Origin of the sequence: Corynebacterium sp. c3Ub_189 (assembly GCF_039907195.1) — a bacterium.
Lineage (GTDB): Bacteria > Actinomycetota > Actinomycetes > Mycobacteriales > Mycobacteriaceae > Corynebacterium.
Genome location: NZ_JASBOF010000006.1, coordinates 24,040 through 46,886, shown reverse-complemented (window position 1 = coordinate 46,886; position 22,847 = coordinate 24,040). Strand labels below are relative to the sequence as shown.

Sequence of the window (22,847 nt, the reverse complement as noted above, 5' to 3'; positions counted from 1 at the left end):
AACTGAGGGCCCAGGCGGCCTTTTCTATGCCCACCTCTACCGCTGAAATCGTCCCCGAAATTCACACCAGAAACATATCTGCAAGCTCGACAGGACGCGCTCTCTCATTTCTGTTAAAACTGACAGTCAGACTATTAGTTCTTTCCGGTTGGGTGCTACGGTTCTTCGAGTGATTACTAGTTGGAAGATTTTTCTCCAAGATTTTGTCCGCTTGTGGCGGACCCCTCAGGTCTGGGTGATCCTCATCGGTTTGATGATCACCCCAGCCCTGTATTCCTGGGTAAACATCTCCGGTTTCTGGGACCCATACGGAAACACAGAACACCTCAAGGTCGCCGTAGTTAATGAAGACAAAGGCGCATCCTCGGAGATGACCGGCCACTTAGACGTTGGCGGGCAGATGATTGACAAGCTGCACGACAATGACAAGCTGGGCTGGCAGTTCATGGACAGGCAGGAAGCCGAAGACGCCGTTAAGAAGGGCGACGTCTTCGCCTCGGTGATTGTCCCCGAGGACTTCTCAGCCGATTTCGTGAGCCTTTTTAAAGGTACCTATTCTCAGCCCACGCTGGAGTATCACGTCAATGAGAAGCTCAATGCCATTGCACCGAAGATTACTGATACTGGCGCTTCGACACTAGACACCACCATCAGCTCGACCTTCAATGAGCAGGTAGCGGATTCGGTGGCTACGGAGCTAAAGAACTCCGGTGGCGATTTGAGCCAGAAGATTAACAGTACCGCAAGCAAGACCGCGGATTCTTTTTCGGAGACCGCGGATACGGTAGCTAACTCCCGCAGCCAGCTTGCTGACGTACATTCCACCATCGAGGATGCGCGCCCTACGATCGCGCAAGCCCGCGAGTCTTTGGGCACGGTACAAAAGACCGTCGACGATGCGCAGACTGCCCTGGATGAACTTAACTCCATTACTGCAGAGGTCCAGCGAGAAGTCACTTCTTTCTCGGATGATGCCACCGCCGCCTATGTAGAAGGCACGACCGCCATGGCGGACGGCACTGCCTCCGCCAATGCCACCGTAGGCTCAGTCTCCGGCAAACTACGCGGCGCACTCAATCGCGTAGGTGCCGCATCTGCGGGCGCGTCAGGAATCGTCGGTGAAGCTGACCGGGCTATCGATCAGCTTGAAAAGCTTGCGTCTTCACCGGCCCTGCCACCACAGGTTTCCCAGCAGATTAAGGATCAGGTGGGAGACCTCCGCGAACGCAACGATCAAAATAAGGCCGTTCTCGGTGACTTAGATACTCTCAACGGCGATACGAACGACACCATCGATTCGCTCAATAAGACCACGGGCATGTTGGAAAAGATGGCCGCCCAAACGCGCGATGATTCCCATGCGCTACGCGATGATGTAGCCGAAGGCCTGCCTAAGCTCAATGCTGCGCTTTCCGACGTCACCGCTACCACCGGCAAGCTATCCGCCTCACTCGAAAGCCAGCAGGCACTAGTCGGGCAAACCGATGGGCTCTTGGGCGGCGTCGACGAGCAGCTAAGCCAGGCCCAGCAAGTAGTTGAGCGTTTTTCTGTGGACCTCGACGGTATTGAGGAGGGGCTTCGTGCCTCCCGCAGCGACGTGATTGCGCTGAGCAATACCGCCAATAACAATTCCATCCTGCAGTCTGTCAAGGGCCTTAACACCGATGAGGTGTCTTCCTTCCTTGCCTCCCCTGCGGAGATGGAAAGCCACGCCGTCTTCCCTGTAAAGCACTATGGTTCCGGCATGTCCTCGCTCTTTATCAACCTCACGCTGTGGATCGGCGCGTTCATGCTGCTCATCATCTTCCGCGCTGAGGTAGACCCGCAGGGCCGCAAGAACCTCACCATTACCAAGGCTTACCTTGCCCGCTTCCTGTTGCTTTCCTTCTTTGCCATCGCACAGGCACTCATCGTGTCCATCGGCAACCTGGCCATTGGAGTTGAACATGCCAACGCACTGGCCTACGTCGCTACCGCGGTCATCGTGGGCCTGTGCTACCTGAGCATTACCTATAGCTTGGTTTCTACGTTTGGACACGTAGGCCGCGGCATCGCGGTGGTCTTCGCCTTCATCCAGATTCCTGGCGCATCTGGCCTCTACCCCATTGAAATGACGCCGGACTTCTTCCGCGCGGTACATCCATTCCTGCCCTTTACCTACGGCATCGATGCTATGCGCGAGACCGTTGGTGGTTTCTACGGCAACCACTATGCACGCGACCTTGCCGCGCTCATCGGCATGGCCGCGATCGCATACCTCATCGGTACGGTGATGCGCCGCGGCTTGTCCAACGTCAACATGCTGGTCAATGACGAACTGCATAAGGGCGGTCTCGTTATCAATGAGCAGGTCCATCTGGTCGGCAGCCGGTACCGCTTTACTGACCTCCTCTATGCCTTGAATGACCGCGAGGCGTATCAACAGAGCTTGGAGGATAAGTGGAGCATGGCGCGCAGGAATTACTCCCAGCTGATGAAGATTACGGTTGCGGTAGGCCTAGTGTTGATTGTCGCCCTGGGCATTTACTCACGCATTAACCCTGAAGAAAAGGCCATCATCTTCGGCTTGGCCTGCCTGGTGACGCTCATTGCGGTGGGGGTTATCTGCTCCCTTGAGTACGTCAAGCAGAGCATCGCGCACGATAACCGCCTGGCGGATCTCAGCGATGAGGAAATCCAGGAGCACCTCGAGCACCAACAGGAAAATCCAAACCGCTACCTCCTCGAGGACTTAGACGAGGAATCCACGCCTTCTAATGCCAGCGAGACCAAGGAAATGCCCGCCGTTGATGGCGATGACTCCGGAAAGGGAGGCGAGTAAGTCATGAAAAACATCCTGACCATTCTCCGCGATGACCTCCACGCCATTCGCACCAATGTAATGACCGCGGTCATCATCTTTGGCCTTGCCATCATCCCGTTGCTTTTCACCTCCTTCAACGTGCTGGCTAGCTGGGATCCCTTTGCTAATACCAACCAGCTCAAGATTGCTGTGGCCAGCGAGGATGAAGGCCACGAAAGCGACCTCGCCTCCCTGAAGCTTAATTTGGGCGATGAGGTACTCTCACAGCTCAGCCGCAATCACGATATCGATTGGGTCATTACTGATAGCGCCGATGCAGTTGAAGGAACAAAGTCTGGCGAATACTATGCCGGCATTGTTCTGCCCAAGGACTTCAGCGCGGACTTGCTCACGTTTTATGTAGAAGGAACCGAGCCAAGCAAGCTCAACCTCTATACCAATGAGAAGAAGAACGCGCTGTCTACCACCATCACGCAAAAGAGTGCGGACGGCGTCATCCAGAAAATCGACGAGTCCTTCACCCGTGTGGTATCCAATGTCGGCCTTGGCGTCGTCTCGGATTTTGATAAATACCTCAATGAGGACGATACCCAGACTGCACTCAATAACCTGCACAATCGCGTCAATAACGTCAGCACTCGCCTCGATGCTGCGGCTGGCACCGTAGGTGCACTAAGCAATCTGGTCGATTCCACCCTGCCGCTTACGCAGGCTGCGGACAATATCCTCGCCGAGGCTGGCCGCCAGGCTACGGAGACCGACAATGCCCAAGGCGAAAACCCCATCGACGTTCTGCGCTCTACCCTCAATGACTCGGCTGGTTCGCTAGACGCTTCCTTGGCGGCTACAACGCAAAGCTACGATGCACTCTCTGCTCAAGTCGATGAGTTGCTCACTAATGCAAGCACCACCAGCGCACAAACGGCACAGACTTACCGCACCGCAGCTGAGCGTGTAGACGAGCAGACAAAGGCCTTTGAGGGAGTTCGCGCTTCCATCAAGGACCAAGCCGATAAGGTAGCTCTACCAGCTCCAGTCGCGGGTGGATATAAGGCGATGATGGGCCAGATTGATGCCTCCATTGCGCAGAGCAACGCACTGCATGATTCATTGGCATCTACCGCCGCTGACCTTGAGCAAGGCCGTGGCACGTCCCAAGACTCCCGCCAGCGCACCAAGGACGCCATCGCCAATGCCAAGCAGGCTGCTGAAAAGGCACGCAATTCCTATAACGAGAACCTCAAACCGCAGCTAGATCAGCTCAACCAGAGCGTCTCGGTGGTCGCGGACGATATTGATGCTGTCAAGCAGGACATCGCAGGCATTCGCTCTTCGGTTTCCCAGGATGAGGGGTCGCCACAGCAAAGCCTGGCGCGCGCCCGCGATACCACTGCCGGCCTTGCCGGCACCCTGCGGGAGCAAAGCGGCCGCTTTGCAGACATGGGCCGCAAGATCGACGAGGCGCGCCGTGGCGGCGATTTGGACAAGCTAGCGGATATCGTCGGCAACGATCCAGAACTGCTTGCCTCTCGCATCGCCGCTCCCGTGACTGTAGACCGCCAGCCGGTCTACCCTGTCGCTGCCTTTGGCGTGGGTATGACGCCGTTCTACCTCACCTTGTCGCTATGGGTAGGCGCCCTTCTGGCATGCGTGTTGGTGCATACCAACGCCGAGCGTAAATACTTGCGCAAGGACGAAAACGGAAAGTACGACGAGAGCGAATTCACCCGTGGTCAGGCGTTCTTCGGCCGCTTTGCCACACTCGGCCTGGTCGGCCTCGCGCAGGCCACCTTGGTGGTTCTCAGCCTCATCTTCTTCGTCCAGATCGAGCCCGCTCACCCATTCATGCTCATGTTTGCCGCATGGATAGTCTCGCTGGTGTTTATGTTGATCATCTATTCACTTGTCATCACACTCGATAGTGCCGGCAAGGCCTTGGCGGTGTTGTTGCTCGTGATACAAGTCTCTGGCTCCGGCGGCGCGTACCCGCTGCCTCTGCTGCCTGAATGGTTCCAGAACGTGAGCCCGTGGCTGCCAGCGACGTACGCCATTGATGCTTTCCGCAGCGCCATTGCGGGCATCTACCACGGCGATATATGGCGCGAGTTGGGCATGCTATTGCTATTTACCATCCCTGCACTCATCGTCGGCCTCATTCTCCGCCGCGCCATGGATGCCTATCACAAGCGCCTCAAGAAGGCGATTAAGAAGACGAAGGTAATGGCGTAGCCGCGCTTGGCGACGTCTCCCCTTCCGCCCTTCCTACACCGCCCACCAAGCCCTTTTCACGGCTTGGTGGGCTTCTTTCATGGTCGGGTCCCACGCTAGTGCCCGAAAGACCTAGAAGCGGCTGAGAAAGCCGCATATCCATCCGCTAACAAGGACTCGGATGCCCTTCCTATCGCTAGGTCTAGATTCCTGCTTAAGGGATTCCCTCGAATGCTGCTTTCGGGCGCGTAGCCACTTACGGCCCACCTGAGCCCTTACTGAAGGACCGCTACGGGAGTCTGCGTCCCGCTTTACCTCAGCTCCCATACCGTCCCGTCGGTAGGACGGTTAACCTTCGGACATCGAGGCCTGTCCTACATGCCGCTAGACCGCACAGGTCTTAGGCAAAGAAAAAGCTGCGAGCCATGTGGCTCGCAGCTTTCCGTTGGTACCCCGTACGGGATTTGAACCCGTGTTACCGGCGTGAGAGGCCGGCGTCCTAGGCCGCTAGACGAACGGGGCGCGTTCGCAGCAATCGCACACTGTGCGTTGCGGACTTGTTAAGAGTAAACGATGGGTTAATTCAGCACAAATCGCGCGGTCAAGGCCGGTTTTGAGGGCAGGCGAAGGAAAACGCAAAAATTCCCGAGTCCGGTACTACAGTGAGGGTTCTTCGTGGCCGAGGTGCGGATCGAATCAGTGGCTATTCCGCAAGCAATCTGTGGATAGTCAGTGGCCGAGAACGCTGTGCTAGTAGGACTCGGGATGGCGCTGTGCGTCGAAGTGCATATGCTGCAGGCTCCTATACTTCGTACAAACGTTGATGGGAAGGAAGTTGTGGATTATAGCGTTACTACCTGGCTGTGCTTTCGGGCTGTGCGCCTTGGCTGTGGTGCGTTTCGCTTTCTGTCACCCGCTCTCCTTTCTGTTTGTTTTTTGCTGTACTTTCAGTCTATGCCTGCACGTGCAGGACAGGAAGGGTTTTGCACAACTTCGCGGCGGTCTTAACCCTGGTCTCATTGGCAGCAGGCTGCGGCCTGCGCAGATAAGGCTAATGGTCTGGAGGTAGGTTATAACCAGTTACGCTTGCGCCGTGGCCCCACCCCATACTGACGCCAAAAAAGATGACGCAAGAAAAAGACATTGCCCCAGATATGAAAAATCCTCCAGCCTTTAGGCTGGAGGTCTTTGTACCCCGTACGGGATTTGAACCCGTGTTACCGGCGTGAGAGGCCGGCGTCCTAGGCCGCTAGACGAACGGGGCATAGAACTAGTGAGCCTGCCATTTAAAGCATTTTCACTGCTGGCCTACCAGGACTCGAACCTAGAATGGCGGTACCAGAAACCGCTGTGTTGCCAATTACACCATAGGCCATTTGCTAACTTGCTTTGGAAGCTTACTGCCTTTCGGCCGTTCTCCCTTGCTCGCTGCAACGTGTAATAACTATAATGATCATCGCGTAAACTGCCAAATCGCCAGCACACAACGCATTTTCAGGCCAGTAGAAGGTTAATAAAATGCGGCGAATGACAGCGCTGTAGTTCAGCTGTCATTCGCCGCATCGAAGGGCGGGACTAAATATCTATCGCCGCCTTACGGGAGGCACTCCTCCTACTGTGCCGCCGGCACGTAGGGAGTCACCTCACGGGCCGCACGAAGGCGGGCCAGGGTGGACTCCTTACCCAGCAGCTCCATGGACTCAAAGAGCGGTGGGGAAACCTGGGCGCCGGAAATAGCTACGCGCAGTGCACCGTAGGCCTTACGGGGCTTCAGCTCGAGATCTTCAATAAGGGACTTGGATAGTGCCGCCTCGATATTCTCGGTCTTCCACTCCGCAACGCCCTCGAGGGTCTCGATACCCACCTCGAGCGGCTGAATGGCCTCTTCCTTGAGGTTCTTCTTCGCCGCCTTCTCATCGAGCTTTAGGTCGGCATCCGGGGTCACCAAAAAGCTCATGAGGCCATAGGCATCAGACAGAGTCTTGATGCGGGTTTGTACAAGGTCAGCGGCGAAGGCGAACTTCTCACCGTCATAGTCAGCCGGGAAATCCGTGTACTCGGTCAAGTAGTTGCGCAGACGGAAGGCGAATTCTTCTGGGTCCAGCTGGCGGATGTGGTCCGCGTTGATGGCCTCGAGCTTCTTTTGGTCAAAGCGCGCGGGGTTACCCAGCACGTCGTGGACGTCGAAGTTTTCTACCAAGTCATCCATGCTGAAGATGTCCTGGTCCGCGGACAGGGACCAGCCCAACAGGGACAGGTAGTTGAGCATGCCCTCAGGGATGATGCCGTTATCGCGGTGATTAAACAGGTTGGACTGCGGGTCGCGCTTAGACAGCTTCTTATTGCCCTCGCCCATCACGAAGGGCAGGTGGCCAAACTCTGGGGTGAACTCGGCAACGCCAATCTTCTTAAGGGCGTCGTAAAGCGCGAGCTGACGCGGAGTAGAAGAAAGCAGGTCCTCACCACGCAACACGTGGGTGATGCGCATCAGGGCGTCATCGACCGGGTTAACCAGAGTGTAGAGGGGCGCACCATTGGAGCGAGCCACCACATAGTCCGGCTGAGTCTCAGACTTGAAGGTCATCTCCCCGCGCACCAGGTCGGTCCAGGTCCAATCCTGCTCCGGCATGCGCAGGCGCCAGACAGGCTTGCGACCTTCGGCCTCAAAAGCGTCGATCTGCTCCTTAGTGAGATCGCGGTCAAAGTTGTCATAGCCCAGCTTCGGGTCACGGCCGGCCGCCTTGTGGCGCTCCTCTACCTCTTCAGCCGTGGAGTATGCCGGGTAGACAAATCCGCCGTCGATAAGCTTGTCTAGGACCTCCTTGTAGATGTCCATGCGCTGGGACTGTCGGTAAGGCTCGTGCGGGCCGCCAACATTGATGCCTTCATCCCAGCCCAGGCCAAGCCAGGTCAGGGAATCAATGATGGCCTGGTAGGACTCCTCGGAGTCACGGGCGGCATCGGTGTCTTCGATGCGGAATACCAGCTTGCCGCCGGTATGGCGGGCGTAGGCCCAGTTGAACAACGCGGTGCGCACCATGCCGACGTGCGGCGTACCGGTTGGGGACGGACAGAATCTAACGCGTACTTCAGTCATGCCCACCATCGTAGTGGAGGTCGCAATCCCAGTCCGCACCAGCCCAAAGCGACCCCACACCACCCCGGCGCGCGGGGACACTTTCCGTGTGCACCTACACACAAATAGGGGTAGATGGAAATGAATTTCAGCAGAAATACACAGGTCAGTGAAAACCGCTTCCATTACCACTAACAGTTTATGAAATTCATTTTCTATAGTTTCTGATGGACTTATGAGAACTGTAGAAAGGCCTCCCCAACAGTGGCTTCCCCACACATCCGCTTCCTTGCCGCGCTCAGCACTCTAGCGCTTATCACGCCCGCCACGGCCGTCGCCGGCCCCGATGATGGCAAGCACATTGCCACCGATACCCATGTTGACTCCCCTAAGTCTTTCTGGGAAAACAACGACTTCGTGCTGAAGTCTGAATTTGGCGGCCAGGAACCGCCGATCGCAGACACCGTCGCCTGGGTGGGCAGGGGCTACAGCGCTATGGACGGCCACAACCAGTTCCTCTATACGCTGCCGAAAAATGGCACTCAGGACTATATTGGGGCGCCCGGCACCACGTACTACACCGCACCGCACCAAGTGTCCGGCAATACTTCACCCATCTGGTTGGGCTTTGGCGCCGATACCTCCCTGCCCACTGACAAATTCCGCGATGGCATAGCCTTCCTCGACTTGCTAAGCGTTGATGGCCCCGGCGAGGTCGAGCTTTTCACCAATAAAGATGATGAGGACGGAACCCAGCTGCACCGTATGCTCGGCTCCTTCCCTGATTCACCGCATTCGGCCTATCTCGTTGCCGGCACGCACACTCACAACTCCACGCTGTTTACCAAGCCCGGCCGTTACCGCCTGACCTACCGCACCAGTGCGCGCGGCAAAGACGGCCGGCTCATCGCCAATGAACCGCAGACCACAACGGTTCAAGTAGGCGGCCAGAAGCCCAAGAATGAGAAGACTCCAAGCCTGCAGGAACGCTTTGCCCAGTCCGCGACTGGCGACGCCGCCGCTGCCGGCTACAGCCTACGCATGGCCCCTAAGCGCAATACCGAAAAAGACGGCGATGACAAGCTCACCACTATTTCCTTCGACGCTAAAAATAAGGCGCAGGGTACCCTGACGCTGCTTATCGACGGCTACTTCCTCACCGACCTCCCCGTTAAGAACGGCCGCGCGCAGTGGGACGAGTACATGGGGCCAGAGCCTTCCCAGGTGCAGGCCGTATTTACCCCGGAGGGTGATGCCCCGCGCTGGATTTCTAGCCCCCTTGATGTCCAGCCCGGCGCGTCCGTCCAGACAGATTCTTCTTCTGCCGCCGAGATGTGGCAGGAAGCCTCCCACCCGCGCCAGCTTGCCCCTACCCAGGAAACCGAGCTGCAGGAACTGGGCTATACCATCCGGATGCGCAAGCAGGGCAAGGGTGGCACCAAGATCGTGGTCGATACCGAGGATAAGAACTTCAACGGCCTTCTCACCGGCGGTCTTTATGATGCCAAGGATTCTAAATACCCCACCGTGGATCTTGAAACTCCCATTACCAATGGGCACGGCGAGGTTGCCTTTGACGAGGGCGAATACTTCACGGGCTCCTATGCAAAGGTCAATCTCTTTCCTCATTCCACCGTGAAGGCCGGGCATGCAAGCAGCGTGATTACCGAGTCCTTTGCCTTCGACGAAAACTACGAAACCACGGGGCGGTTCTCCACTTCCAATGAGGAACCGGACACCACTCCCGGCAAGGAAGACTCGCCTTCGCAGGCGCCGCAGCCTGGCGCAAATGAAGCGGAAGCCGACGCGCACCAGTGCAGCGAGAAATACCTACTGGACCGTGGGCACGTGGACATCAAGGCTCAACCTGCCGAGGGCGGCTTTAGTACCGTTCTGCGCGATGACACGGCACAGGTGGATAAGAAGTCTGTCGACCGCAAACTTGATGACGTGGTGCTCGGCGTACACGATAATGCGCTCACCCGGCGCAACGAGAAGCTTGCGGGCAAGGAGTTCGACTTCCTCGGAAAACCCGGTGAGCGCTTCTATCACCTGCCGCAGACACAGAATCAACACATTATCTGGCCGGGTTATAACACTCAGGACTTGGATTATTCCGCGACCAAAGACAATGCCGTCAACCTCAACCTGAAGCCCACCTCTACCCCAGACGGGGCCGAGTGGGGCGCCTTTATCGACGCCTCCCATGGCAAGGGCTTTTCGGTCTTGGCGAACTCCGCAGCCGAGGACTACACCATCGAAACCAACTTTCCGGCCCACACCCACACGCACTGGGCCTTTTCCAAGCCCGGTGTCTATACCTTCGAGGCCACCTATACGGCCACGGGGAAGGACGGCAAGGAACTTAAGTCCGAGCCGCAAACTCTGACCTTTGCCGTGGGCGATAAAACCCTAGATTCTTGTTCCTCCCGCAGGCCGAGCGAGTCCGAGGGCGAGACCCCCAGCGAGAGGCCGACCGAGAAGCCGGACGATGCCGCTAAGCCCGAAGAGCCAACGGGATCCTCGTTAAGCCCGTGGAGCTTAGTCCTCCCAGCGGTCCTCGTGGTGGTCTTCAAGGCCTTCTATAACTTCTTCCGCGATAACGAAGACCTCATCCGCCGGCGCTTCGGCCTCAAGTTCTAACCCACCCCAACCCAACTGACTAGACGGGACACCACAATGCATCAATCCCACACTTCCGCCTCCCGGCGCGCTCTACAGCGGCGTCGGTTCATGTCGGTACTTGCTGCTGTCTTTGCCGCAGCTTTAGCCTTCTTCTCCCCCGGCGCAGCGTTGGCCTTCGATGAGGTCTTTGATTCCGGGCACGTCGACGCCTTCTACGTCACGGCCCCTGATGGCACGCTGCACCTTTCTATGAAGGAAGACATCACGGGGTCTGCCGTTCCGCGCTCTGGCGATGACGTAGTGCTCAAAGTCGTCGAGGATGCCTGGTCCGATGCCACCGAGGGCGTGCCAGAAATCGGCCAACCCACCTATTTCCTGCCACAGGCCCAAGACCAGCGCATCATCTGGCCGGGCTGGGATACCCAACCCGTCCGCGATGGCGGCTTCGAAAGCGTTGATCTGGAATTTGCCGAGGTCTCCGGCCCGGGCTCCGTGTATGTCTTTGAAACCAGCAGTTTTGGTGGCATCAATGCCGTGACTGATTCCGGTTCCATGGAGCTCACCAGCGGTGAGGTCATCAACCAGCCCCATCCTGCCCACAAGCACGTCAATTGGGCTTTTAGCGAGGCCGGCACCTACACCATGACGGTGCGCGCCCATTCCAATGGCGAGTCCAGCAATGCGGTGACCTACACCTGGGAGGTAGGCGACGGCGGCGATGCCTCCACCGCGGATCGCGCGGCTGATTCCGGCGACGCCACCACTGACCAGGAAGCAGCAAGTACACAGCGATCTGCAGGCAAGAGCGACGCAGCAGGCTCGGGCACGTCCGGCGCAGCAACAGGCGAAGAATGCACCCCGGGCATGACCCCGCAAATCAAGGACGATACGGTCTCGCCCTCCGAGTGGCGCGATGCCGATGGTGCCACCTTCTACCTCTCCGATAAATCCAGCGTGGATCTCCCCCAAGAAGTAGGACCAGTGCCAGCAGGAAAGGCCTGGATGATTGGTTCTACCCAGGTCGACGGTGTTCCGTGGTTAGGGGCGAATACCCAAAGCCCATCGATGCGCGAGAATATCCCCGGCGATGTCACCTGGGAGTTGGTGGGCTTTAAAGGGCCCGGCCCGATGATGGTCTACTCCCAAGGCGGGCTGGGCAAGGTCGTTGGCGAGGAATGGTTCCGCGGCAATGCTGATGCGGCGGAAGGCACCCATTCCATCGCCCCGAATACTCACGTGCACCCCAACTGGGTCTTTGGCGCCCAGGGAACCTATGACGTCACCATCCGCCAAGTGGCTCAAACCGGTGAGGGAAAGCAGGTTGCCGGTGAGGCAACTCTCCATTTCGTCGTCGGCGGCGATGAACCGGCCAAGGCGTTTGATAACGGGCACTTCGACCTGGGAGCTGCCGTGAATCCAGACGGCGGCGACTGTGGGAATGGCGCGGCGGCAGGTGGGTCGTCGGCAAGCGCTAGCGGCTCTACCTCACACACCGGATCCAGCAACGGTCAGTCGGCGCAGGCACAAGGCACGGGCGGTTCTTTAGCCAATACTGGGACCCCCATCGTGCCCCTCGGCATCGGGGTGTTGGGCCTAGGCATGCTCTTCCTCGGCCTGGGCATTGCGCGGCTGGCCGTAGCTAAGGCAGCGGACTAATGGGGAGTTCATGTTCCCACAATCGCCGGCGCCTTACCGTAGGGGCACTTTTGGCCAGTTGCCTGCTCACCGCTGGTTGTGCGTCCTCGGCCGCTCGTGACGCCGGAACCGGAGAAGGATTCAGCGTGGTGGCCACCACCCCAATCCTGGCAGACCTAGCGCGCAACGTGGCAGGAGAAGATGCCCAGGTAAAAAGCCTCATTCCCAGCGGCAAGGATCCGCATACCTTCGAGCCAACGCTGCGCACGGTGCGCGATATTGCCAATGCCAACCTGGCGCTAAGCAACGGTTACCTGCTGGAGCCGCAGGCCCTCATCGATACGCTGCACGAGTCCACCGACGCTCCCGTGGTGGAGGTCGCCGACGCTGCCTCTACCCGCGGTGCCACCCTGGTGCCGCTGGTAGAAGATGTCTCCTTGGATGCCATTTGGCTAGGACTGCGCATCAGCGGCGCCGCGCAACACTCCTCCGGGGTGGACTTTCGCATGGTCTCAGCCGACGGGCCGGGCGACGTGGCGGCCTACGTGGTCTCCGCCTTCGGTACCCCGGAGGTCCTCTTTAACTCGGCCGATGGCGTCGATGGCAAGGAAGATGCAGTAGCCCTTCCTGCCAACGCCCACACCCACGTCTCTTGGGGTTTTTCCCAACCTGGGATCTACCACCTTGGGTTTCAGGCCGAGGGCACCGAAGTCCAGCACCTCACCGTGGCCGTGGGCGTCAACCCGCCTAAAGGTATGCAGGCCATTGATTCCGGGCACCTGGATATTGAGGCCAACCTGGCCCAGCACCGCATCGACCTGCGCGACCAAGACAAACGCTTTGACCCCGCCACCACCGCGGTATCTATCCCCTCGTCAGTACTGCAGCCCATCCCGCCGGATCCGGCCTACCGCTTCCTCGGCGCGCCGGGCTCGGATACCTATCTCTTGCCGCAGGCCGTGCTGGGCAAGCACATCCATGGCGAGGTGGATCCGCACTTGTGGCACAACGTGGACAACGCTATCGCCTACGTGGATGTCATTGCGGAGGAGATGGCGCAAGCAGATCCCTCCCACGGGGCCGCCTACCGGCAGCGGGCAGCGGCCTATACCAAGCGCCTGCGGGACACGGATTCCTATGTGGACCGCGCCATTGCCTCTATCCCTGCTGAAAACCGGCACCTAGTGACCACGCACCATGGCTACGCCTACCTCGAGCAGGGCTATGACATCTCGGTGGCGGGCTTTGTCACGCCCAACCCGGCCATCGAGCCTTCCCCGCGGGAGGTTATAGCCTTGCGCCGCACGCTGGAGAACCTGCATCTGCCTGCTGTTTTTGTCGAGCCCGTACAACAGGCCAGCGCCGACACCCTTACCCAGGCCGCCGCGGAACAAGGCGTGGCGCTGTGCCCCATTTATGGCGACACACTGGACGGCACCGTCGGCTCCTATATCGACCTCATGAAGTTCAACGCTGATTCACTCCAGCGTTGCCTGAACCCCAATTCCACTGATGGAGAAAACAATGCTTAAATTCGCTACCCGTACCGCTATCCGCACCGCCGCCTGCGCCCTTACTGCCGGCCTTGCTTTTTCTACGAGCCCTGCCTGGGCCGGCGACCTCGCACAAGTCGTCGGCGCCGAGGAACAGATCGCCCCACAGGGCGAGGACAAGGTCATCGACACCGGCCACGTTGACGTTGGCGCTTTGCTCGACGGCACCGATTCCGAACTCATGGCCCGCGATGATGCCGGCGACAAGCCCGTCTGGCGCCACCTGGATGACCTTGTCTTTGCCGTGGGCGATAAGGCGCAGCAAACCCTACCGGAGACCGATGACTTTGGCTTTGTAGGCGCCGATTCCGGCGAAAAGGTCTGGGTGGTTCCCCAAACCGAGCAGGTCGGGGTTCCCTGGCTGGGTTGGAATACCCAAGCGCCCTCGCTTGTCGATGCCGCCGATCGCGGAGTCACCATGGAATTCCTCGGCCACTCCGGTCCTGGCGACTTCTCCCTTTTCCTGCAAAACGGCGGCTTTGAAGCACCACAGCTGTTGTGGTCTACCGCGCAAAAGAGCGACGAAGACTTCTGGGTGGACCTCAATACCCACACCCATGCCAATTGGACGTTTACAGAGCCAGGCACCCATCAGGTAGGTATCAGGGTCAAAGGCAAGACCAAAGATGGCGCCGATTTCAGCACCGATGGCGTGCTCACCTTTGCCGTGGGCGATGATGCCGACGTCCAAGCGGCCCAAGATACTACTTGGAATCCAGACGATGCCCAGACCACAGGCTCTTCCATCCCCACTTGGGTCTTTATCCTCGCCGGCGTGGGTGCCGTCGTACTCCTGCTGGCCCTTGGCCTAGTACTGCGCTCTTCCAAGCGGGGCGATAGCCGTGGCTAAACCGCTCATTTCCGTTGCCGACCTGGACGTATCGCTATCCCACCGGCGCGTAATCACAGGTGCGAACCTAGAGGTCCGATCGGGCGAATTCATTGGGCTCTTAGGCCCCAACGGCGCGGGCAAGACCACGCTTATGCGTGCCATCTTAGGGCTCATCCCCTCCTCCGGTACCCGAGAGATCGGGGGAATCGTGGGCTACGTTCCCCAGCGGCACGAGGTGGAATGGGGCTTTCCCATTAATGTGTACCGCACCGTGCTCAGCGGGCGCACCGGCATCATTGGCTGGCTCAAACGGCCGCGCGCCGCGGACCACGCCGCGGCGGCAGAAGCTCTTCGCTTGGTAAACATGGAAGATTTTTCCACCCGCCCCATCGAAGAGCTCTCTGGTGGTCAGCGCCAACGCGTCCTCATCGCCCGAGCGCTCGCCACGCAACCAGACGTGCTGCTGCTCGACGAGCCCTTCACCGGCCTCGACGCCCCCAATACCGAGTCACTACTCGAGCTATTTGAGGAGCTTTCCCAGCGCGGCAAGGCCATCCTCATGTCCACCCACAACCTGTCTGAAGCGGCGCACTCCTGCCACCGCTTGGTCCTCTTTAACGGCACCGTGGTAGCCGATGACTCCGCTCCGCGCCTTCTTCACCAGACCGCTCCGTGGACGCAAACCTTTGGCGTACGCGCCGGTTCTCCCCTGCTTTCTGCCATTGGAGTCTCCGCATGATAGAAATTTCCTTCCTCGATTTCCTCCGCGACCTAGCTAACCCCCACCTCGACTTTCTCGCCCGCGCGGTAGGTATTTCTGTGCTTGCGGCCATCGTCTGCGGCGTCGTCGGCTGCTACGTGGTGCTGCGCGGCATGGCCTTTATCGGCGACGCCGTCTCCCACGCGGTTTTTCCCGGCTTGGCCATAGCCTTCGCTTTGCAAGCCTCCGTGCTCGTCGGTGGCGCGGTGGCCGGAGCGGTTGTGGCGTTGCTCATCGCCGCCTTTTCGCAGCGCCGCCACGTACGGGCAGATTCCATCATCGGCATTTTCTTCGCCGCTGCCTTTGCCTTAGGCATGGTGATCATCTCGCGCACCGATGGCTATAGTGCTTCGCTGACCAGCTTTCTCTTCGGCTCGCTCACCGGCGTATCCCGCAGCGATATCATCGTCGCGGCCAGCGTGTGCGCACTGGTTATCGCCGTCGTCGTAGCTTTTGGCCCCCAACTCAACGCCACCTGCCTGGACCGGGAAACCGCCCGCGCCATGGGGCTTCCCGTTGTTGTGCTCGACATCATGTTGTACCTGTGTGTCACCGCCGCCGTGGTCATTTCTGTGAGCACCATTGGCAATATCTTGGTCCTCGCACTTCTCATCACCCCGGCCGCGACGGCACGCCTGCTTACCACGCATCTTGCGACCATGATGTGGCTTTCCGCCCTCATCGGCGCGCTGTCCAGCTTCTTCGGCATCTACCTGGCATGGGCCATTGATCTTCCGGCCGGCGCCACGATCGTGCTCACTCTCACCGTCATTTTCTTAAGCGTTTGGGCCATCCATCCACTCCTCGGCGCCCGCAAGCACGCCGGTGCCTCGCTTTCCGACGCCCCACGTCCCGACACCCCACGAAAGGAATCCGTTACCTCATGAAACCAGTCTGCCGCACCACGGTGGCCCTAGGCGCTGCCAGTCTCATCGGCCTCGGCTCACTTTCAGGGACGGGCGTAGCCGGCATAGCCCCCACCTCCGCCCACGCAGAAGAGTCCGCCACGGCCTGCTCCGCCAGCGACTTCGATCTCATTACCAAGGGCCACCAAGACATGGCGCTTAGCGGCGATTCCGGCGACCTCAGCTTCACCGTCAAAGACGATGACAAGGGAATCAAGCATGACTCTGAGACCTTTGCTATTGAGGTGTCCGATGGCTTGAAACAGCCGCTATCTGGGCTCGGCGATAGTTCCCTTCCTGAAGAAGGCTGGGTGCTGCCTCAAACCCAAGACCCCACCGCTCCCTGGCTGGGCTTTAACACCCAGGAGCTATCCGAAGACCTACTCGCCGCTGATGACACCGCAACCTTAAGCATGGCGATCGCACAGGGCCCAGAAGATGGGCGCATTGTGGCCTACCAGGCGGAGCTAGGCGAAGCCACGGTGCTCATGGACACTGAAGATGGATCCGCCTGGGATTACCCAGGCAATTCGCATTCCCACCCGGCATTTGCGTTTACCAAGCCCGGAACCTACGCGGTGAGCTTTACCTTTGAGCTTCCTGACGGCTCCCGCCACCACCTCCATGCCGGCTTCCTCGTAGGAAAGCAAGCTGAGGCGAAGGACCTGTGCGGCGTGGACTATTCCGAAGCGGATGCGGCCACTGGTTCTGGCAACGGCGCGAATAGCCGCCCCAAGCAACTGGAAAAGGACATCAAAGATGTAGACAAATCCATTGCCGGGTTGGACAAGGAATTGGAGAAGACCCTGCAGGAAGGCCAAAAATTCCTTGACGGCGGCGCACCTGACGAAGCGGAAAAGGGCAAGCACTCAACGCACAAGAAGCCGGAGAATACTGAAAAGTCTGGAGCGCCACAAAAATCCCACGCTCCGACATCAACCCGATCCACTGCCCCTGCGCAAAAATCCAGTTCTGGTTCACAAACTACGACCCACCACTCGGCTAGCCGTGTCAACGACTCTGCCTCCACCGCAAAATCAGGCAAGAGCACGTCATCTGGCTCGCACCGCTCCGCTTCCACCAGCGGTTCTTCCCACTCGACTGCGAAGAAGTCCGCCAGTACGAAGGGCACAAAATCCTCGTCCCGTGCGAAAGCAAAATCCGCCGACGCACCCCGTGCACAGCACGTTCCAGATGCAACAGACACAGAGAACAAGGACAGCAAGAATGTGCTGACCGATGCCGCTGCCTATACCTCTACCCTCGCAAAAAGCAGCTTCTGGGCGGGGATCCTGGCCGGACTGGGCGCATTCGCCTTAGCGCTCGGCATCGGGCTGTTGGTCTATGTCCAGTTCTTCCGCAAAAAGAAGACACCACACCAGCACCAGACCAATGATGCCACGGCGAACATACCGGGCGTCGATTAGCGCAGGCCCGGCTTAAAAAGCAAAAGCCCAGAGGATCTCTCCTCTGGGCTTTAGCGGTGGCTAAGAGCTACTGCTTTTATACCCGGGTCTTGGACGACAGGAAGTCCCAGACCACGTTCGGCGTATCTGGCTGCCAGAACCAGGTGTGGTCTTGCGGAACCTTAACCAGTTGCACATTCTTTTGGCAGCCGTTAAAGCTCAAGCGTTCCGAGCCGCCTGCTTCCGGAGTGGACTGGAAGGTCATATCGCAGCGATTGCGCTTCAGGTAGCCGCCGAGCACCGTACGAACCGGGAGGTATCCAGCCTCGTGCCGGTCACCGCCCTCATAGGTCATCATCTTGTCGTTAACGCCGTGCATGATGAGGGTATTCATCGGCGCATCGGCACAGTTGACCTCAACCGGGTTGTAGAAGGCACCCGAAACCATAGCTACGGCAGCAAAGGTGTCCTGTGCGTGGCAGCCAAGCACCGAGGTAAAGCCGCCTCCATTAGACATGCCCATGGCATACACGCGGTTTCGATCAACGTGGTAGTCCTTGTCTACCGAGTCAAGAATGCGCTTGATAAAGCGGATATCCTCCCCATCGCGCGTCTTAGCATAAGGCGCCGCCTCCCAGGCGCGCTCGAATCCCTCTGGATAGACGATGATGGCCTCGTTATTGGCCTCAGTGGTCTGCATGCGTGCATAGTTGGAGTAGTTCTCCGGGGAATCTCCCCACCCACCAAAGCCGAAGAGAACGGGGGCCGCCTTTTCCCGCGAATAGTGGTTAGGAATGCGCAACAAGTACCTGCGGGTCTTACCCTCGTGCTCCATCTCTAGGGACTGCATGGAACCCGGCGCAAACGGCGGGTTCGGATTGATGCTGGTATCAACCATTGCCGGCCGCGGCGCTGGCTCGGGAAGAGATGATCCCTCCGGAGCAGGGGCCGCATTGTCATCGCTGCTGCCACCTTCTACTGGTGCCGGGGTAGATTCCTTAACACCTTCTGGAACTAGGTGGGACCCATCGGGTTGCGGGGTAACCGGCTTTGCATTTTCGGGAGCCGGTGCTGGAGCTGGGGCCGGTGCAGGAGCGGGGGTTGGCCCTTCTTGTGCATGGGCAGGCGCAGCACACACAAGCGCAGCGCTAGCCAGCGCAGCAGCGAGGATCAGGTATAGGGAACGATAAAGAAACTTAGTAACATTAGCCACAAGGTTAAAATTAACCACATTATTCACTTGATTCACTGTTTACACGCCCAGTGCACACTCAATTCTGTAAGAAAAGCCCAAGGCATTAAGCTAGATCCCCATGCACGAAGACAGACCAAGCACCGCCCCCGATTTTTTGCTTTCGCGAGCAACGGGGTCTGTCCGTACCCAAGGTGCGCGCCACACTTTTAATGACACCGACGCGGCGATTTCTGCCCTGCGCAGCAAAGATGTTGACATGGTCGTCGGTGCGATTCCGTTCGACTCTGACACGCCCGCCGCGCTAACGGTGCCGGAGGCCATCATCCGCGAAGAGGGTCCGCTGGAACCGCACGCCTACTACCGCAATAAGAGTTTGAGCTCCCGCGTGGTTGGCTTCGATCCAGAGCCCGAGGAGCACCTGCGCCGAGTTGAAGCGGCCATCGGCACGATCGAAACCTCCAAACTGGAAAAGGTGGTTTTGGCCCGCGCCGTAGATATCGAATTCCCTGAGGCTATTGATCCGCGCCTCGTGGCGGCTCGCCTTATCGACCTTTCCGCCAACCGCGATGGCTTCATTGCCGATCTCTCCCCCGCTGGGCGGCCGGGCGCGATGCTGGTTGGTTCTTCTCCAGAAGTTTTGGTCAAGCGTCAGGGCTCGACCGTTTCTGCCTTCCCCTTGGCCGGATCGTCACCGCGCCGCAGCGCAGCAGCTGAGGACCACATCGCAGGTCAAGATCTCTTGCATTCCGCCAAGGATCTCCATGAGCATTCCTTCGTAGTGGAACACCTGCGCCGAGTGCTTAGCCCGCTATGCGAGCAGCTAGACATTCCGGACGCCCCGCAACTCATTAGCACCAATGAGATGTGGCACCTTGGCACGCCAATTTCCGGGACACTCAAGGATAAAGGCTTGACCGCTCTTGAGCTTGCCCTGGCGACACACCCCACACCGGCCATCTGTGGCACCCCTGCGGAGGCCGCCCAAGCCCTCATTGAGACTGCAGAAACGGACCGTGGATTCTACGCCGGAGCGGTCGGTTGGTGTGATAGCTCCGGCGACGGCGAGTACATGGTAGCCATTCGCTGCGCAGAAGTGGCCGGCGATGGACTATCGGCGCGTGCTTGGGCCGGCGGTGGCATTGTGGGCGATTCCGATGCCCACGCCGAGTTGGAAGAAACCACGGCCAAGCTGCGCACCATTTTGAAGGCGCTTAGCCTCTAAGCTGCACGCTTGGCGACGAGCACAACATCGCTTTGGTGGTGCGCCCCCGCGCCTTCAGTCAAGTGGCGTTCACGACGAGTTAGCTCGACCGTTTCCAGCTCACGCAGGTTTTCCGCGAGCCATTCCGGCATCGCTGCCTCTGCCGACTCCATATCGTGATGGACATAGAGCAGTGTTCCGCCTGGAGCCACCAATCGCTCTAGCTTTTCCACCTCTTCTGGCGTGGCGCGTACCCCGCCATAGTGGACGCTGACCAAGTCAAAGGGCTCATGGCTAAAGTCACTAAACGTTGCGACCTGCGCCGCGACACCGCGGGCCCTAGTGCGTGCGACGGCAGTCGGGGCGAAATCAATGCCCAACACATCCCAGCCGTGGTTCTTTAGCCAGAGCGCATCCGCGCCTTCTCCACACCCGATATCAAGGGCAGTACCAGGGGTCAGCTTCGCAGCATAATCAACAAGGGTCTCATTGGGATTGCCCGACCACACCCGTTCAGAACTCTGGTAGCGTTCCTCCATTTCCTCGGAGGTGGGTACGCAGGCGCGGTGTTCTTGGTGGCTCGGGTTATGCACGGTGGATGGTATTGCGCAGGGTGCCGAGGCCCGGGATCTCGATTTCGATGGTGTCACCTGGGACCATAGGAGCGGTGCCAGCCGGGGAGCCGGTGGTGATGACATCGCCGGGCAGCAAGGTATAGGCAGCGGAGATCTCCTCCAAAATGCCGCCCATCTTCACAATCATCTGGTCAGTATTGGAATCCTGCTTTTGCTCGCGAGAACCCTCGTGCGTCAGATAAGCATTAATCTTCTGATCGTCTAGATTCAAGCTGTCCAGATCGGTTTCGATCCACGGGCCGAGCGGGCAGAAGGTGTCAATACCCTTGGCCCGAGCCCATTGACCATCCTTAAACTGCAGGTCGCGGGAGGAAACGTCGTTACAGATGGTGTATCCCAGCACGTGGTCTTTCCAGTTCTCGGCCTTGATGTTTTTCGACGGCTTAGAAATGACCACGGCAAGCTCGCCTTCAAACTCGACATTGGTGGCGTAGTCCGGGATCTTGATCGCGGCGTCCGGGCCAATCACCGCGGTAGATGGCTTGATGAAGATGGTGGGAGGAAGGCTATCTGCAGACTTTTTGAAAACCTCGGCAACGTGGTCCGCATAGTTGCGTCCAAGCGCTACCACCTTGGTGGGAAGGGTCGGTGCCAAGAGGCGAACCTCGTTAAGTTTCCACTCGCGGCCGGTCGGCTCCGGTGGGGTGAAGGGCGTGCCGGCAATTTCCTTTGCTACTAGCTCTTCCTTTGGGGCATCTTTTGGCCCATCGATAATGGCGAAACAGATTCCTTCTGGGTGTGCAATTCGTCCTAAACGCATAGCGGTAATCCTACTCAATAGCCACCTTCACATGTGTGCAAAGGATACGGTGTTAATTAGTTAATTTGAGTAAATTCCCATTGTCCTTTAATCACCGTTGCTAACCCCAGTGCGGACTACGCCAGGACGCGGGGGTTGGGGACGTCGGCAAGCGCCCAGCGCAAAAAGCCCGCTTCTATTCGACGAGCAGCTTGGCGATTCGGTCACCGACTTCGACGGTGTTTATTGGTTCGGCACCGCGGTCCGCCACATCCTGTGCCACCGCATCCTCAATACGCCGCGCATTGGACTCATCGCCCAGGTGACGAAGAAGCATGGCGGCGGACAAGATTGCCGCCGTTGGGTCTGCTATCCCCTTACCTGCAATATCTGGCGCAGAACCATGCACCGGCTCGAACATGGAAGGATTCGCGCCTGAGGCATCGATGTTTCCGGATGCAGCAAGGCCAATACCGCCAGTTACCGCGCCCGCCAAATCGGTGAGAATGTCTCCAAAAAGGTTATCGGTGACAATGACGTCATAGCGCGCCGGATCGGTCACCATATAAATGGTTGCAGCATCAATATGCTGGTAATCCACCCGAACCTCTGGAAACTCGGCGGCGACTTCATCAACGGTGCGCTGCCACAACCCACCAGCATTGACCAAGACATTTGTCTTATGCACCAAGGTCAGATGCTTACTGCGCTGCGCTGCCCGCGCAAACGCATCGCGCACCACACGCTCCACACCGAAACGAGTATTTTGCGATACCTCGCTGGCCACCTCGTGCTCAGTTCCCTCTCGCAAGGTACCGCCGTTTCCGCAGTACAACCCCTCGGTACCTTCGCGCACCACAACGAAATCGATATCACCCGGTTCAGCGAGCGGCGAGGAAGCGGTGGGATAGAGCTTGGACGGGCGCAGGTTCACGTGATGATCCAGCGCAAACCGCATCTTAAGCAACAGCCCTCGCTCCAGCACGCCTGGTGGCACCTCACCGGGGGCGCCGATCGCCCCCAACAGGATCGCATCGTGTTCGCGCAGACTCTTCAAGTCAGCGTCCGTGAGAAGCTCCCCATTGCGCAGATAACGGCGCGCGCCGAGATCATAATCAGTGGTCTCGATATCGGAGCGAACGGCTCGCAGCACCTTGAGCGCCTCGGCCGTCACTTCTGGCCCAATTCCGTCGCCGCCAATCACCGCAAGTTTCATTATGTAGGATTCCTTTCTCACAGAGTGGATATGGACTTACCCTACCAAAAGAAACCCG

The 22,847-nt window shown here is 58.6% G+C and carries 15 protein-coding genes and 3 tRNA genes; 10 read left to right on the top strand and 8 right to left on the bottom strand.

All coding sequences use genetic code 11. The annotated features are described in order from the left end of the window. Positions 1–211 precede the first annotated feature (211 nt). Both QKD99_RS04415 and QKD99_RS04410 read left to right on the top strand, forming a co-directional pair. Positions 212–2,821, top strand: coding sequence for a YhgE/Pip domain-containing protein (locus QKD99_RS04415; RefSeq protein WP_347950816.1), 2,610 nt, complete (start codon positions 212–214; stop codon positions 2,819–2,821). Between the two features lie 3 nt (positions 2,822–2,824). Next, positions 2,825–5,032: a YhgE/Pip domain-containing protein gene (locus QKD99_RS04410; RefSeq protein ID WP_347950815.1), complete on the top strand. Its 2,208-nt coding sequence runs from the start codon at positions 2,825–2,827 to the stop codon at positions 5,030–5,032. A gap of 425 nt (positions 5,033–5,457) precedes the next feature. Here the strand turns inward: QKD99_RS04410 and QKD99_RS04405 are convergent. The 4 genes from QKD99_RS04405 to gltX all read right to left on the bottom strand — a co-directional run bounded on the left by QKD99_RS04405 (position 5,458) and on the right by gltX (position 8,117). Beyond that, positions 5,458–5,533: transfer RNA gene (locus QKD99_RS04405), tRNA-Glu, on the bottom strand. Positions 5,534–6,202: 669 nt separating this feature from the next. Beyond that, positions 6,203–6,275, bottom strand: a tRNA-Glu gene (locus tag QKD99_RS04400). A 39-nt stretch (positions 6,276–6,314) separates the two neighbouring features. Further along, positions 6,315–6,386: transfer RNA gene (locus QKD99_RS04395), tRNA-Gln, on the bottom strand. 237 nt (positions 6,387–6,623) lie between these two features. After that, positions 6,624–8,117, bottom strand: coding sequence for a glutamate--tRNA ligase (gltX, locus tag QKD99_RS04390; RefSeq protein ID WP_347950848.1), 1,494 nt, complete (start codon positions 8,115–8,117; stop codon positions 6,624–6,626). Between the two features lie 234 nt (positions 8,118–8,351). Here gltX and QKD99_RS04385 point away from each other — a divergent pair, with 234 nt between their 5' ends. The 7 genes from QKD99_RS04385 to QKD99_RS04355 all read left to right on the top strand — a co-directional run bounded on the left by QKD99_RS04385 (position 8,352) and on the right by QKD99_RS04355 (position 17,824). Further along, positions 8,352–10,730, top strand: a complete 2,379-nt coding sequence (locus tag QKD99_RS04385; protein WP_347950814.1) for a choice-of-anchor M domain-containing protein — start codon at positions 8,352–8,354, stop codon at positions 10,728–10,730. A gap of 90 nt (positions 10,731–10,820) precedes the next feature. Next, positions 10,821–12,368 (top strand): choice-of-anchor M domain-containing protein, encoded by a 1,548-nt coding sequence (locus tag QKD99_RS04380; RefSeq protein ID WP_347950813.1) that lies wholly within the window; start codon positions 10,821–10,823, stop codon positions 12,366–12,368. Next, the gene (locus tag QKD99_RS04375) at positions 12,368–13,879 is read left to right on the top strand and encodes an anchored repeat ABC transporter, substrate-binding protein (protein ID WP_347950812.1); all 1,512 of its coding nucleotides are present in this window, start codon (positions 12,368–12,370) and stop codon (positions 13,877–13,879) included. The genes QKD99_RS04380 and QKD99_RS04375 overlap by 1 nt, the downstream gene beginning before the upstream one ends. Next, positions 13,872–14,750 carry a choice-of-anchor M domain-containing protein gene (locus tag QKD99_RS04370; RefSeq protein ID WP_239278020.1) on the top strand — a complete coding sequence of 293 codons (879 nt, stop codon included), beginning with the start codon at positions 13,872–13,874 and terminating at the stop codon, positions 14,748–14,750. Before QKD99_RS04375 ends, QKD99_RS04370 begins: the two co-directional genes overlap by 8 nt. Next, on the top strand, positions 14,743–15,471 hold the full coding sequence (locus tag QKD99_RS04365) for an anchored repeat-type ABC transporter ATP-binding subunit (RefSeq protein WP_239278018.1): 729 nt from the start codon (positions 14,743–14,745) through the stop codon (positions 15,469–15,471). The genes QKD99_RS04370 and QKD99_RS04365 overlap by 8 nt, the downstream gene beginning before the upstream one ends. After that, a complete protein-coding gene (locus QKD99_RS04360) occupies positions 15,468–16,379 on the top strand; it encodes an anchored repeat-type ABC transporter permease subunit (protein ID WP_239278017.1) in 912 nt (303 codons plus the stop codon). Before QKD99_RS04365 ends, QKD99_RS04360 begins: the two co-directional genes overlap by 4 nt. Beyond that, entirely contained in the window at positions 16,376–17,824 is a 1,449-nt protein-coding gene (locus QKD99_RS04355; protein WP_347950811.1) for a choice-of-anchor M domain-containing protein, read from the top strand. Before QKD99_RS04360 ends, QKD99_RS04355 begins: the two co-directional genes overlap by 4 nt. A 76-nt stretch (positions 17,825–17,900) precedes the next feature. On the opposite strand, the gene QKD99_RS04350 is transcribed toward QKD99_RS04355, so the two are convergent. Beyond that, the gene (locus QKD99_RS04350; RefSeq protein ID WP_347950810.1) at positions 17,901–19,016 is read right to left on the bottom strand and encodes a PHB depolymerase family esterase; all 1,116 of its coding nucleotides are present in this window, start codon (positions 19,014–19,016) and stop codon (positions 17,901–17,903) included. A 100-nt stretch (positions 19,017–19,116) separates the two neighbouring features. Here QKD99_RS04350 and QKD99_RS04345 point away from each other — a divergent pair, with 100 nt between their 5' ends. Beyond that, the gene (locus QKD99_RS04345) at positions 19,117–20,220 is read left to right on the top strand and encodes an isochorismate synthase (protein WP_284813991.1); all 1,104 of its coding nucleotides are present in this window, start codon (positions 19,117–19,119) and stop codon (positions 20,218–20,220) included. Here QKD99_RS04345 and QKD99_RS04340 read toward each other — a convergent pair. The 3 genes from QKD99_RS04340 to QKD99_RS04330 form a co-directional block, all read right to left on the bottom strand. After that, the gene (locus tag QKD99_RS04340) at positions 20,217–20,792 is read right to left on the bottom strand and encodes a class I SAM-dependent methyltransferase (RefSeq protein WP_284813989.1); all 576 of its coding nucleotides are present in this window, start codon (positions 20,790–20,792) and stop codon (positions 20,217–20,219) included. The genes QKD99_RS04345 and QKD99_RS04340 overlap by 4 nt on opposite strands. After that, positions 20,785–21,594, bottom strand: a complete 810-nt coding sequence (locus tag QKD99_RS04335; RefSeq protein WP_225747046.1) for a fumarylacetoacetate hydrolase family protein — start codon at positions 21,592–21,594, stop codon at positions 20,785–20,787. Before QKD99_RS04335 ends, QKD99_RS04340 begins: the two co-directional genes overlap by 8 nt. Before the next feature lie 175 nt (positions 21,595–21,769). Continuing rightward, positions 21,770–22,789 (bottom strand): 3-isopropylmalate dehydrogenase, encoded by a 1,020-nt coding sequence (locus QKD99_RS04330; RefSeq protein ID WP_284766232.1) that lies wholly within the window; start codon positions 22,787–22,789, stop codon positions 21,770–21,772. Positions 22,790–22,847 lie beyond the last annotated feature (58 nt).